General features: G+C 72.4%; 11 protein-coding genes. 4 read left to right on the top strand and 7 right to left on the bottom strand.

All coding sequences use genetic code 11. The features are described from left to right. Positions 1–74 precede the first annotated feature (74 nt). The 3 genes from ACFWI8_RS10735 to coxB are packed head-to-tail and all read right to left on the bottom strand — an operon-like array spanning position 75 to position 3,165. Positions 75–473 (bottom strand): cytochrome c oxidase subunit 4, encoded by a 399-nt coding sequence (locus ACFWI8_RS10735; RefSeq protein ID WP_311604592.1) that lies wholly within the window; start codon positions 471–473, stop codon positions 75–77. Continuing rightward, positions 470–2,200, bottom strand: coding sequence for a cytochrome c oxidase subunit I (gene ctaD, locus ACFWI8_RS10730; RefSeq protein WP_387088347.1), 1,731 nt, complete (start codon positions 2,198–2,200; stop codon positions 470–472). Before ctaD ends, ACFWI8_RS10735 begins: the two co-directional genes overlap by 4 nt. Continuing rightward, on the bottom strand, positions 2,197–3,165 hold the full coding sequence (gene coxB, locus ACFWI8_RS10725; RefSeq protein WP_311604590.1) for a cytochrome c oxidase subunit II: 969 nt from the start codon (positions 3,163–3,165) through the stop codon (positions 2,197–2,199). The genes ctaD and coxB overlap by 4 nt, the downstream gene beginning before the upstream one ends. A 185-nt stretch (positions 3,166–3,350) precedes the next feature. On the opposite strand from coxB, the gene ACFWI8_RS10720 reads away from it, so the two are divergent. Further along, the gene (locus ACFWI8_RS10720; RefSeq protein WP_387088343.1) at positions 3,351–4,748 is read left to right on the top strand and encodes a cysteine desulfurase/sulfurtransferase TusA family protein; all 1,398 of its coding nucleotides are present in this window, start codon (positions 3,351–3,353) and stop codon (positions 4,746–4,748) included. Here ACFWI8_RS10720 and ACFWI8_RS10715 read toward each other — a convergent pair whose 3' ends face one another. Further along, complete coding sequence (locus ACFWI8_RS10715) at positions 4,749–5,723, bottom strand: carbohydrate kinase family protein (RefSeq protein ID WP_311605027.1); 975 nt, start codon at positions 5,721–5,723, stop codon at positions 4,749–4,751. Positions 5,724–5,861: 138 nt separating this feature from the next. Between ACFWI8_RS10715 and ACFWI8_RS10710 the strand changes: the two genes are divergently transcribed. Further along, positions 5,862–7,328 (top strand): hypothetical protein, encoded by a 1,467-nt coding sequence (locus tag ACFWI8_RS10710; protein ID WP_387088340.1) that lies wholly within the window; start codon positions 5,862–5,864, stop codon positions 7,326–7,328. Between the two features lie 413 nt (positions 7,329–7,741). Here ACFWI8_RS10710 and ACFWI8_RS10705 read toward each other — a convergent pair whose 3' ends face one another. Continuing rightward, positions 7,742–8,092 (bottom strand): iron-sulfur cluster assembly accessory protein, encoded by a 351-nt coding sequence (locus tag ACFWI8_RS10705; protein ID WP_311603708.1) that lies wholly within the window; start codon positions 8,090–8,092, stop codon positions 7,742–7,744. A 229-nt stretch (positions 8,093–8,321) separates the two neighbouring features. On the opposite strand from ACFWI8_RS10705, the gene nadA reads away from it, so the two are divergent. Both nadA and ACFWI8_RS10695 read left to right on the top strand, forming a co-directional pair. Beyond that, positions 8,322–9,512, top strand: coding sequence for a quinolinate synthase NadA (nadA, locus tag ACFWI8_RS10700; RefSeq protein ID WP_387088337.1), 1,191 nt, complete (start codon positions 8,322–8,324; stop codon positions 9,510–9,512). An 89-nt stretch (positions 9,513–9,601) separates the two neighbouring features. After that, positions 9,602–10,459 carry a GNAT family N-acetyltransferase gene (locus tag ACFWI8_RS10695; RefSeq protein ID WP_387088334.1) on the top strand — a complete coding sequence of 286 codons (858 nt, stop codon included), beginning with the start codon at positions 9,602–9,604 and terminating at the stop codon, positions 10,457–10,459. Positions 10,460–10,485: 26 nt separating this feature from the next. On the opposite strand, the gene ACFWI8_RS10690 is transcribed toward ACFWI8_RS10695, so the two are convergent. Both ACFWI8_RS10690 and ACFWI8_RS10685 read right to left on the bottom strand, forming a co-directional pair. After that, on the bottom strand, positions 10,486–11,154 hold the full coding sequence (locus ACFWI8_RS10690) for a response regulator (RefSeq protein WP_387088331.1): 669 nt from the start codon (positions 11,152–11,154) through the stop codon (positions 10,486–10,488). A 35-nt stretch (positions 11,155–11,189) separates the two neighbouring features. Continuing rightward, positions 11,190–12,521: a sensor histidine kinase gene (locus ACFWI8_RS10685; protein WP_387088328.1), complete on the bottom strand. Its 1,332-nt coding sequence runs from the start codon at positions 12,519–12,521 to the stop codon at positions 11,190–11,192.

Raw genomic sequence — 12,521 nt, 5'->3', positions numbered from 1 at the left:
CCGAGTGACTGCAAACGGGTTGACCCCCGGCAGCGACGCTGCCGGGGGCCGAACGGGTCAGTGGGCGCCCGCGATCACTGCGTCTGGTTCTCGCCCCGGTAGTACTCGAAGACCCACAGCCACAGGCCGATGGCCACGAACGGCGCGGTGAAGAAGAGCAGCCACCAGCCGAAGACCGGACCCATGAAGGCGCACACCCCGCCGGCGCCGAGCGCCAGCGGCGCCCAGCTGTGCGGGCTGAAGAAGCCCACCTCGCCGGCGTCGTCGGCGACGTCCGCCTCCTTGTTGTCCTGCGGCCCGGTGTCCACCCGGCGGGCGGTGAAGACCAGGTAGAACCCGACCATGCCCATCAGGCCGAAGGAGAGGAAGAGGGCCGTGGTGCCGACCGGCTCCTTGGACCACACGCCGTAGACGATCGCCATCACCAGCATGAAGATGGCGACCCAGCTGAAGAGCCATCCCTGGATCCTCATTCGCCGGCCTCCTTTCCGGTGAGCGCCTCGGCCTCGTGGCGGGCTTCGTTCTCCAGCTGGTCGAGCGCGGCGACCTCGGGGTGGTGCAGGTCGAACGCCGGCGACTCGGAGCGGATCCTGGGCAGGGTGAGGAAGTTGTGCCGGGGCGGCGGCGAGGAGGTGGCCCATTCGAGGGACCGGCCGTAGCCCCACGGGTCGTCCGCGTTGACCGGCGTGCCGTACTTCCAGGTCTTCCACACGTTGTAGAAGAACGGCAGCATCGAGGCGCCGAGCACGAACGAGCTGATGGTGGAGATGGTGTTGAGCGCGGTGTACCCGTCCGCCGCCAGGTAGTCGGCGTACCGGCGCGGCATGCCCTCGGCGCCCAGCCAGTGCTGGACGAGGAAGGTGCCGTGGAAGCCGACGAACAGGGTCCAGAAGGTGATCTTACCGAGCCGTTCGTCCAGCATCTTGCCGGTCCACTTGGGCCACCAGAAGTGGAATCCGGCGAACATCGCGAACACCACGGTGCCGAAGACCACGTAGTGGAAGTGGGCGACGACGAAATAGGTGTCGGAGATCGCGAAGTCGAGCGGCGGCGAGGCCAGGATGACGCCGGTGAGACCGCCGAAGAGGAAGGTGATCAGAAAGCCGATCGACCACAGCATCGGGGTCTCGAAACTGAGCGAGCCCTTCCACATGGTGCCGATCCAGTTGAAGAACTTCACGCCGGTGGGAACCGCGATCAGGAACGTCATGAAGGAGAAGAACGGCAGCAGTACCGCGCCCGTGACGTACATGTGGTGGGCCCACACGGTGACCGAGAGGCCGGCGATCAGGATGGTCGCGGCGACCAGGCCGATGTAGCCGAAGATCGGCTTGCGGCTGAAGACCGGGATGATCTCGGAGACGATGCCGAAGAACGGCAGCGCGATGATGTACACCTCGGGATGGCCGAAGAACCAGAACAGGTGTTGCCACAGGATCGCGCCGCCGTTGGCCGCGTCGAAGATGTGGGCCCCGAAGGTCCGGTCGGCCTCCAGCGCGAAGAGCGCGGCGGCGAGCACCGGGAAGGCCAGCAGCACCAGCACGGCGGTCAGCAGCACGTTCCAGACGAAGATCGGCATCCGGAACATCGTCATGCCGGGGGCGCGCATGCAGATGATGGTGGTGATGAAGTTGACCGCGCCCATGATGGTGCCGAAGCCGGAGAGCGCAAGGCCCATGATCCACATGTCGGAGCCGACGCCGGGCGAGCGGATCGCGTCGGAGAGCGGCGAATAGGCGAACCAGCCGAAGCCGGCGGCGCCCTGCGGGGTGAGGAAGCCGGCGACGGCCAGCAGGCTGCCGAACAGGTAGAGCCAGTAGGCCAGCATGTTCAGCCGCGGGAACGCCACGTCGGGGGCGCCGATCTGGAGCGGCATGATCCAGTTGGCGAAGCCGGCGAACAGCGGCGTCGCGAACATCAGCAGCATCACCGTGCCGTGCATGGTGAACAGCTGGTTGAACTGCTCGTTGGTGACGAGCTGGCTGCCCGGCCTGGCGAGCTCGGCCCGCATCACCAGGGCCATCACACCGCCGATGATGAAGAAGGCGAAGGAGGTGACCAGGTACAGCGTGCCGATGGTCTTGTGGTCGGTGGTGGTGAGCCACTTGACCACGATGCTGCCGGGAGATTTCCGGCGCGCCGGCGGCTGGCTGGCTGGCGCCACCTGCCCGGCCGGCTGGCTCTCTTCGACGGTTGTCACGATCGGCCCTCGTTGGTCTCGGCGTTCACGGCGGCGTCGGTCTGCGGAATGCCCGCCGGGACATAGCCGGTCTGGCCGCGGTCCGCCAGGTCCTGCAGGTACTGGTCGTACTCCTCGGCGGAGACGACCTCGACGTTGAAGAGCATGCGGGAGTGGTCCTGGCCACACAGCTCCGCGCACTTGCCCATGAACACGCCCTCGCGGGTGGGGGTCACCTCGAAGGAGTTGGTGTGCCCCGGGATCGCGTCCATCTTCATCAGGAAGGGGACCACGTAGAAGGAGTGGTTGACGTCCCTGGACGTGATGATGAACTGGACGGTCTCGTTCACGGGGAGCACCAGGGTCGGCCCGGGGTTGTTGGTGTCCGGGTTCCGGTCCTGGAGGGTGCCGGACTCGTAGACGCCGTCCGCGTTCTCGGGGAAGCGCTCCTGGAAGCGGTCGGGGATGCCGGCCAGCGCCTCGTCGGTGCGGGCGTCGTTGTCGCTGGCGCCGACGGGCTCGATGTAGTTGAAGGCCCAGCTCCACTGGAAGCCGACCACGTTGATGATGTGGTCCGGCTCGTCCGAGGTCTTCAGGAGCTCGGTCTGGTCCCGGGCGGTGAAGTAGAAGAGGACCGAGACGACCACCAGCGGAACCAGCGTGTACAGGACCTCGATGGGGAGGTTGTAGCGGTTCTGCGGGGGGACCTCGACCTTGGTCCGCGACCGGCGGTGGAAGAACACGCTCCACAGGATCAGACCCCACACCAGCGCGCCGGTGACGAGCGCGGCGGCCCACGACCCCTGCCAGAGGGACAGGATCCGCGGCGCCTCCTCCGTGATTGGGGTCGGCATGCCGAGGCGGGGGAAGTCCTCGGAGGTGCAACCTGTCGCGGTTGCCAGGACCAGGCCCGCGATCAGCGCCCGCGGCAGAATCCTCCGCCGCATCGGGCGCCGCGACGAGCGGTCGGAGCCGTTGGGACTCACGTAGCGCCTTCCCGAGAGTCTCGCCCATGGTTCCGGGCTGCCGTCGCACGGAGCGGGGGCCGGCCCTGACACGGGCAGGGTTTGGATGTTTATGCGGACCAAACCCTACTCGACGCCACCTGGGGGCTCGCGGGGAGGGGGCGTTACGCGTCGCCGGGGCCGCCTCGCGGTTGTTAGCGTGCCGTGTGACCTACTTCGACGCCGCCTCCTCGCTGCCCCTGCACCCGGTCGCCAGGGAGGCGCTGCTCGCCGCGTTCGCGGACGGCTGGGCCGATCCCGCGCGCCCACACCGCGAGGGCCGGCGGGCCAGGATGCTGTTGGACGCGGCCAGGGAGACGGCCGCCGAGGCGGTCGGCTGCCGCCCGGACGAACTGACGTTCACCACCTCGGGGACGCGCGCCCTGCACACCGGGATCGCCGGGGCACTGGCCGGTCGGGCGCGGGTCGGCCGGCGGCTGCTGGTGTCGGCCGTCGAGCACTCGGCGGTGCTGCACGCGGCCGAGGCGCACCGGGACGCGGGCGGCACGGTCACCGAGATCGGCGTGGACGGCGGGGGCCGGGTCGAACCGGGGGCGGTCGCGGCGGCGCTGGGCGCGGGCGGGGAGCCGGCGGCGCTGGTGTGCGTGCAGTCGGCCAACCACGAGGTGGGCACGGTGCAGCCGGTGGCCGAGATCGCGGACGAGTGCCGGGCGGCCGGCGTGCCACTGCTGGTGGACGCGGCGCAGTCGCTCGGCTGGGGGGCGGTGCCCGGCGACTGGTCGCTGCTCGCGGGCAGCGCGCACAAGTGGGGCGGTCCCGGCGGGGTGGGGCTGCTTGCGGTCCGCAGGGGCACCCGCTTCGCGCCGCGCGGGCCGGTGGACGAGCGGGAGTCGGGGCGGGCCCCCGGCTTCGAGAACATCCCGGCGATCGTGGCGGCGGCCGCCTCGCTGCGCGCGGTGCGGGCGGCGGCGGACGAGGAGGGGACGCGGCTGCGCGGCCTGGTCGACCGGATCAGGGCGCGGGTGCCGGAGGTGGTGCCCGAGGTGGCGGTGGTGGGCGACCCGGTGCGCCGGCTGCCGCACGTGGTGACGTTCTCCTGCCTCTACGTGGACGGCGAGGCGCTGCTGCACGGCCTGGACCGGGCCGGGTTCTCGGTGTCCTCCGGGTCCTCGTGCACGTCGAGCACGCTGACGCCCAGCCATGTGCTGCGGGCGATGGGCGTGCTGTCGGAGGGGAACGTGCGGGTCTCGCTGCCGCCGGGGACCGGGGCGGAGGAGGTGGAGCGGTTCCTCGCGGTGCTGCCCGGCGTGGTGGCGGAGGTGCGGGGCCGGCTCGGCGTCTCGCCCGAGCCGCCGGCACCGGAGGTGCCCGAGGTGGCGCCGGCCGCCGAGGAGGTGACCGTGGACTCGCTGGGGAAGCTCTGCCCGGTGCCGGTGATCGAGCTGGCCAGGGCGATCGGCCGGGTGCCGGTGGGCGGGGTGGTGACCGTACTCGCCGACGACGATGCGGCTCGCCTGGACATCCCGGCGTGGTGCGCGATGCGCGGCCAGGAGTATCTGGGCGAGCCGCGGAACCATGCCTATCGGGTGCGGCGGCTGGCCTGACTAGACAAGGTGGGGGCGGACCTCGTCGGCCGCCTCCTCGCCGTAGGCCTTGGCGAACCGCTCTATGAACGGGCCGCGGTTGAGGGTGTACTCCTGGGTGCCGACGGTCTCGATGACGAGGGTGGCGACCATGCAGCCGACCTGGGCGCTGCGCTCGAGCGAGGCGCCCCAGGCGAGCCCGGCGAGGAAGCCGGCGCGGAAGCCGTCGCCGGCGCCGGTCGGGTCGGCCTTGACGTCCTCCTCGGGGCAGCTGACCTCGATGGTCGGCTCGCCCAGCCGCTCGATGCGGACGCCGCGGGCGCCGAGGGTGGTGACCCAGACGCCGACCCGCTCCAGCACCTCCTGGGCGGACCAGCCGGTCTTGGTCTCGATGAGCGCCTTCTCGTACTCGTTGTTGAAGAGGTAGGCCGCGCCCTCGGTCAGGGTCCTGATCTCCTCGCCCTCCATCCGGGCGAGCTGCTGGGAGTAGTCGGCGGCGAACGGGATGCCCCGGGTGCGGCACTCCTCGGTGTGGCGCAGCATCGCCTCGGGGTCGTCGGCGCCGATGTGCACCAGGTCGAGGCCGCCGACCCGGTCGGCCACGGTCTTGAGCTCGATCAGCCGGGCCTCGCTCATGGCGCCGGTGTAGAAGGAGCCGATCTGGTTGTGGTCGGCGTCGGTGGTGCAGACGAAGCGCGCGGTGTGCAGTATCTCCGAGATACGGACGGAGCTGGTGTCCACGCCGTGCCGGTCGAGCCAGGCCCGGTATTCGTCGAAGTCGGCGCCGGCCGAGCCGACCAGGACCGGGTTGGCGCCCAGCTGCCCCATGCCGAAGCAGATGTTGGCGCCCACGCCACCGCGCCGCACCTCGAGGGTGTCGACCAGGAACGACAGGTAGACCGTGTGCAGCTGGTCGCCGACGAGCTGGTCGGCGAAGCGGCCCGGGAAGGTCATCAGATGGTCGTTGGCGATGGAACCGGATACGGCGATGCGCACGATGTGTCTCGCTCCTGGGAGATCTGCGTAGGAAACCCCAAGGCTATCCGCAGCCGGGGTCCTGGAACCGGGTTCGGCCGATCACCGTCCAACGGGCATATCAAATGACTGATCAGCGCGACCAGCGGGGAGAGAAGCGTGGTTGACGAGGAGAGCGTCGAGACGCCGGAGGAACCGGACGAGTCGAAGCGCCGGCGGTGGCCGGCGGTGACGGCGGTGGCGGCCGCCGTCACGCTGATCGCGGGCGGCCTGTACGGGGCGCAGAGCCTGTGGGGCGACGACGGCTCCGACCCCGCGACGCCGTCGGCCGGCGGCGACGGCGGAACGTCGGCGGCCGAGTTGGTGCTCGACGACGCGGTGGGGGCGCCCGGCCTCGGGATCGCGACCCTCGTGCCGGCCGGCGAGCTGCCGAGCGCGCCGGAGATCGCGGCCGTCTACCGCTACCCGGAGCAGACGGTGTCGCGGGAGACGGCGGAGGAGCTGGCGGCGGCGCTCGGGGTGGAGAGCGAGCTCACCGAGCAGGACGACGGGACCCTGCTGACGCCCACCGACGACGCCACGCTGGCATCGCTCGTGGTGCGGCCCGAGGCACCCGGCACCTGGACCTACGGCCCCGGGCTCAGCGAGGAGCGCCAGTTGGCGCCGCTCGAGGGCGATCCGGTCGACGCGGAGGAGGCGCTGCGCGCGGCCGAGCCGGTGCTGACGGCGCTCGGCCTCGACGAGGACACGGCCCGGATCGACGCCGACACGGCGGAGGGGCCGCTGCGGACGGTCGAGGCGGTGCCACTGCTCGACGGACTGCCGACGGTCGGGCTCGAGACGACGCTCTACGTCGGCCCGGACGGCGCGCTCCAGGGCGCCATGGGCGCGCTGGCCCTGCCGGAGGCGGCCGAGGAGCACTCGACGGTCGGCGCGCAGCAGGCGCTGGACGCCTACAACTCGGACCCGAACCGGCCGGTGGTCGGCTACGCGGAGCCGCAGTGCGCGGGCGTCGCCGAGCCGATGCCGTTCGCCGAGGGCGAGCCGGCGCCGGTGCCGCCGATGGACGACGAACCGCTGGAGTGCGGCGCGGTCACGGACGACAAGCCGGAGTCGGCGGAGACGACGGCGGAACTCGGCCTCGTTCTGCACCAGTCGGAGGGCGAGCCGGTGCTGGTGCCGTCCTGGCTCTTCGAGATCGCGCTGCCGGACGCCGACCCGGCCGAGGCCAGTTGGCCCGCGGTCGAGTACCGCGCGGCGGACGCCGCCGAGACCGGCGAGGGCAGCGCTCCGGCAGATCCGGGCGAGGGCGGCGAGGGCAGCGCCCCGGCGAACCCGGGCGAGGGCGGCGAGCAGGACCTGGACACCGGCATGTCGGTGGAGTCCTACGAGCAGGACGACACGTCGCTGACGGTCACCTTCTGGGCCGGCGTCTGCGACGAAAACCGGCTGGTCGCGGAGGAGTCGGAGGACACGGTCCAGGTGAGCGTCGAGCCGGTCGACCCGCAGCCGGGCCGCGAGTGCATCGCGCTGGCCGAGGAGCAGACGGGCGAGCTGACGCTGGACGCCCCGATCGGAGACCGGACCCTGGTGGACCCGACCGGCGCGGAACTGTCCGTCCGGTAGGGAGTTTCGCCCCACCCACCCGCCCTTTCCGGCTACGCCGGAGAACGCTGGCGCGGCCGCTGCGGCGCGCAGCGCCAGCCGGCGGCACGCCCGTGGCCACTCCCCCCGCACAGCACCGGCCGGCCTCGTGCCTCGCCCGGCGGCGTGGCCGTCGAGGTGCCGGCCCATACCCGGCCCGCCGGCACGGGCAAGCGCTTGCCGGCCGTCCGAACGCCGCCGGCGGCCTGGTCGCCCCTTCGGGGCGCTCCCGCCGCCAGGCGGGGTCCGTATGGCGAAGGGGCCTGACCGGCGGCTATGCCGCCTGGTCAGGCCCCCGTAGGCCATCTCAGCCACCGCGCACCAGCAACCCGAGCAGCCCCTTCGGGGCGCTCCCGCCGCCAGGCGGGATCCGCTCAGGCCGCCAGGCCAGGCCGTCAGCTGAAGGAGTCGCCGCAGGCGCAGGAGCCCGTGGCGTTGGGGTTGTCGATCGTGAAGCCCTGCTTCTCGATGGTGTCGACGAAGTCGATCGACGCACCGCCCAGGTAGGGCGCGCTCATGCGGTCGGTGACGACCTTCACGCCGTCGAAGTCCTTGACGACGTCGCCGTCGAGCGAGCGCTCGTCGAAGAAGAGCTGGTAGCGCAGACCGGAGCACCCGCCGGGCTGGACCGCCACGCGGAGCGCGAGGTCGTCACGCCCCTCCTGCTCGAGCAGGCTCCTGACCTTCGCCACGGCCGCGTCGGAAACGAGAATGCCGTTGTCGACGGTCTTTTCCGTTACGGACATCTGCGTATCTCCCGGGTAGTACGGAATGCTCTGGCAGCGTGCTGCAACAGACGCCCGCTCCGATCTATTCCGGCTTCGGTGCGCCCATGCGCCTTTTCTCTCCCACTCATGCTCGCACACCCCGCCGCGACGCGGAACGCGTCACAGTGACGCTATCGGTGTCGTCAAACTGACGCGAAGGAGTTATGATCCATCGCGTCAATACGACGATAAAGGAAGGGTGCGTGCCATGAACACCGCCCAGACGCTGGGAGTCGAGCCCACTCCCCTCGCCCTCCTGCTGCTCGGCCGGAACGCCGACGCCGCGAGCGAGCGTGGCGTCGACTGCCCAGGGGATCTGCCGGCGCCGTCCGACCCCGACCTGGTGGAGCGGGCGCGGGCCGCCAAGGCCCGGCTCGGCGACCGCGTCTTCGTGCTCGGCCACCACTACCAGCGCGACGAGGTCATCCAGTTCGCCGACGTCACCGGCGACTCGTTCAAGCTGGCCAGGGACGCGGCCGCCCGGCCGGAGGCCGAGTACATCGTCTTCTGCGGCGTGCACTTCATGGCCGAGTCGGCCGACATTCTCACCTCGGACGCGCAGTCGGTCGTGCTGCCCGACCTGGCCGCCGGCTGTTCGATGGCCGACATGGCGACCGGGGAGCAGGTCGCCGAGGCGTGGGACGTGCTCACCGACGCCGGCGTCGCCGCCGACACCGTGCCGGTGACGTACATGAACTCCTCGGCCGACATCAAGGCGTTCACCGGCCGGCACGGCGGCACGGTCTGCACCTCGTCCAACGCCCGCCGCGCCCTGGAGTGGGCGTTCGGGCAGCGGCCGGAGGGGGCGGGCAAGGTGCTCTTCCTGCCCGACCAGCACCTGGGGCGCAACACCGCGGTCCGGGACCTCGGCATGTCGCTTGACGACTGCGTCGTCTACAACCCGCACCGGCCGAACGGCGGTCTCACGGCCGACCAGCTGCGCCGGGCCAGGATGATCCTGTGGCGCGGGCACTGCTCGGTGCACGGCCGGTTCTCGCTCGACTCGGTCGAGGAGGTCAGGGCCCGGATACCCGGCGTCCAGGTGCTGGTGCACCCCGAGTGCAAACACGAGGTGGTGGCGGCGGCCGACCACGTGGGCTCGACCGAGCACATCATCAGGATGCTGGACGCGGCCCCGGCCGGCAGCAAGTGGGCCGTGGGCACCGAGCTCAACCTGGTGCGGCGGCTGGCCAACCGGTACGCGCCGGAGGGCAAGGAGATCGTCTTCCTGGACCGCACGGTCTGCTTCTGCTCCACCATGAACCGGATCGACCTGCCGCACCTGGTGTGGGCCCTGGAGTCGCTGGCCGACGGCCGGGTGGTCAACCGGATCGAGGTGGACGCGGAGACCGAGCACTTCGCCAAGGTGGCGCTGGAGCGCATGCTGGCGCTGCCGTAGCCCCTGCCGGGCCCGCGAAGCCACGTACTACGGCGCCCGGCGCGACGGCCGGCGGGACAGGACCCGCGCCGCCGCGCCACCATGGGGTCATGCTGCTGCGTCAGGTACGTGACACCCGCGCCGACGCCGAGGCCGTGCGGCAGGTGGTGCTCGCCGCGCGGGGCGAGGCCGAGGAGGACTGGCCGCCGCCCCGCACCGCGCGCTTCCACCGCAGGGCCAGGCACCTGGCGGGCACCGACCCCGGTGGCTGCTGGCTGGCCGAGGACGTCGCGGGGCGGCCGGTCGGCGCGGCACTGGCCAGCAGGCGCGAGGGCCTGTGGGGGCTCTCGCTGCTGGTCGTGGACCCGCGGGCGCGCGGCAAGGGCGTGGGCACCGCGCTGCTGCGGCGTGCCATGACGCACGCCAGGGGCACGCTGCGCGGGATGATCTGCGGCTCGGGCGACCCGCTGGCGGCCCGGGTGCACCGGGCCGCCGGGTTCACACTGCACCCGGTGATGCGGCTGAGCGGCACGGTGGACGCGTCGCGGCTGGCCGCGCCGGACGGCCCCGCGATCGAGGGCGGCCCGGCGCAGATCGACCTGATGGACTCGGTGGACCGCCGGCTGCGCGGCGGCGCGCACGGCCCCGACCACCGGGAGCTGCTGCTGCACTGCCGGGTGGTGGTGGCGGACGACCTCGGCGGCAGCGGCTACTGCTACCTGGACGACGACGGCACCGTCGAGCTGCTGGCCGCCACCTCACGGCGGATCGCGGTGCGGCTGCTGGCCTCGGCGCTGCTGAGCCGGCCGCCGGGGGCGACGGCCACCGTGCCACGGCTGACGGCGGAGCAGGAGTGGGCGGTGGACGTGGGGCTCGCGGCCGGGCTCGAACTGGCCCCCGGCGGCTACCTGTGCCTGCGCGGGATGCGCCCGCCGGCCCCGTACATCCCGTCGGCCGCCTTCCTGTGAGACGGCCGACGACGGACCCCGAAGGATCAGCCGGAGCGCGGCCGCACCAGGCCCGTCTCGTAGGCGGTGACCACGAGCTGGGCGCGGTCGCGGGCCGAGAGCTTGGTCAGCAGCCGGTTGATGTGCGTCTTCACCGTCAGCGGGCTGACCGTGAGCCGCGCCGCGATCTCGTCGTTGGACAGGCCGCCGGCCACCTCGACCAGCACCTCCCGCTCCCTGGCCGTGAGCACGTCGAGCACGCCGTCGTCCAGCGGCTCGCTCCCGTCGGACTGGGCGAGGAAGCGGGCGATCAGGCCCCGGGTGGCGGTGGGCGACAGCAGCGACTCGCCGGCGGCGGCCAGTCGGATGGCGCTCAGCAGCTCCGCCGGCTCCGCGCCCTTGCCGAGGAACCCGGAGGCGCCCGCCCGCAACGCCTGCACCACGTAGTCGTCGGACTCGAAGGTGGTCAGGATCACCACCCGGACCGCGGCCAGCGCCGGATCGGCGCTGATGGCGCGCGTGGCGGCCAGGCCGTCCATGCCGGGCATCCTGATGTCCATCAGCACCACGTCGGCGCCGCCCTCGCGGATCACCCGCAGCGCCTCCGCGCCGTCCGACGCCTCGCCGGTGACACTCATCCCCGGGTCGGAGTCGACCAGCACCCGGAACGCACTCCGCAGCAGCGCCTGGTCGTCCGCCAGCACCACCCTGATCACAGCACCACCCTGCTCAGCTCACCACTCACGCGGGCTCACCCGCACCAGCCGCCGGTGCGGGCCACCGGCTCGCCCCGCTCCCCGTCCTCGGTCTCCGCCCTGGGCGGGCTCAGCGGCAGCGTGACCCGGACCCGGAAGCCGCCGTCGTCCCGCGGCCCGGTCTCGCACGTGCCGCCCAGCGCCACGGCCCGCTCCCGCATTCCGGTGAGGCCGTGGCCGCTGCCGGTGGAGTCGCCGAGCGCGGCGGTCGGGGCGGCGCCTACACGCTCGGGCACGGGCACGGGTCCGTCGTCCTCGACGAGGATGTCCAGGACCGGGTCGACGGCCACCCCGCGGCGCACGATGCGCACCCGGGCGCTCGACTCGGGCCCGGCGTGCTTGTGCACGTTGGTCAGCGCCTCCTGGACCACCCGGTAGGCGGCCAGGTCGACGGCGGACGGCAGCGACGCCTCGGCGGCCGGGGCGTGCACGGCCACCGACATGCCGGCCCTGGCGAAGCCGTCGACCAGCTCGTCCAGCACGGCCAGGCCCCTGGCCGGCTCGGTGGGCGCGATCGGCTCGCCCTGCTGGCGCAGCAGCCCGACCGTGCTCTGCAGCTCGCCGAGGGCCCGCCGGCTGGCCTGCCTGATGTGGCCCAGCGCCTCCTTGGCCTGGTCGGGCCGGGTGTCCATGACGTGTGCCGCGACCCCGGCCTGCACGTTGACCAGGGCGATGTGGTGGGCGACCACGTCGTGCAGCTCGCGGGCGATCCGCAGCCGCTCCTCGGCCACCCGCCGCCTGGCCTCCTCCTCGCGGGTGCGCTCGGCGCGCTCGGCCCGCTCCCTGATGGCGTCCACGATGGCGCGCCGGGTGCGCACCGCCTCGCCGAGCGTGGCCGCGAGGCCGAGCCACGCGACGATGCCCAGGTTCTCCGAGGCGTACCAGGGCTGGGCGCCCAGCGTCATGGTCACCGGGATGAAGGCGGCGACGGTGACCACGGCGACCCGGAAGGTGGTGTGCCGGTCGGTGCGCATCGCGACCGTGAAGACGGCGATCACCACCGTCATGGCCAGCGAGGCGTGCCGCTCGCTCGGCGGGTGGGACTGCGTGCCGAGCAGCAGCTCGACCACGCTGACCGCGCTGACCAGCGCCAGCACCGTCAGGGGGGCGCGGCGCCTGGCGACCAGCGCCACGCAGGCCAGGAACGTCAGCACCACGGTGTGGGCCGGCAGCTCGCGCTTGCCGAAGCCCGGCGTGCCGCCGGCGGAGGACATGGTCACGGACGCGATCAGCACCACCACGAACACCGCGGTGGCGATCAGCGCGTCGAGCGCTAGGGGGTGCACCCGCAGCCACTGCTTGGCCTGGGCGCCTTGCTCGGGATTCAC

Origin of the sequence: Streptomyces sp. NPDC127098, assembly GCF_042722465.1 — a bacterium.
Taxonomy (GTDB): domain Bacteria; phylum Actinomycetota; class Actinomycetes; order Streptomycetales; family Streptomycetaceae; genus Streptomyces; species Streptomyces millisiae.
Note: the sequence above shows the minus strand (reverse complement) of the source record. Positions and strands in the feature narration are given on the sequence as shown.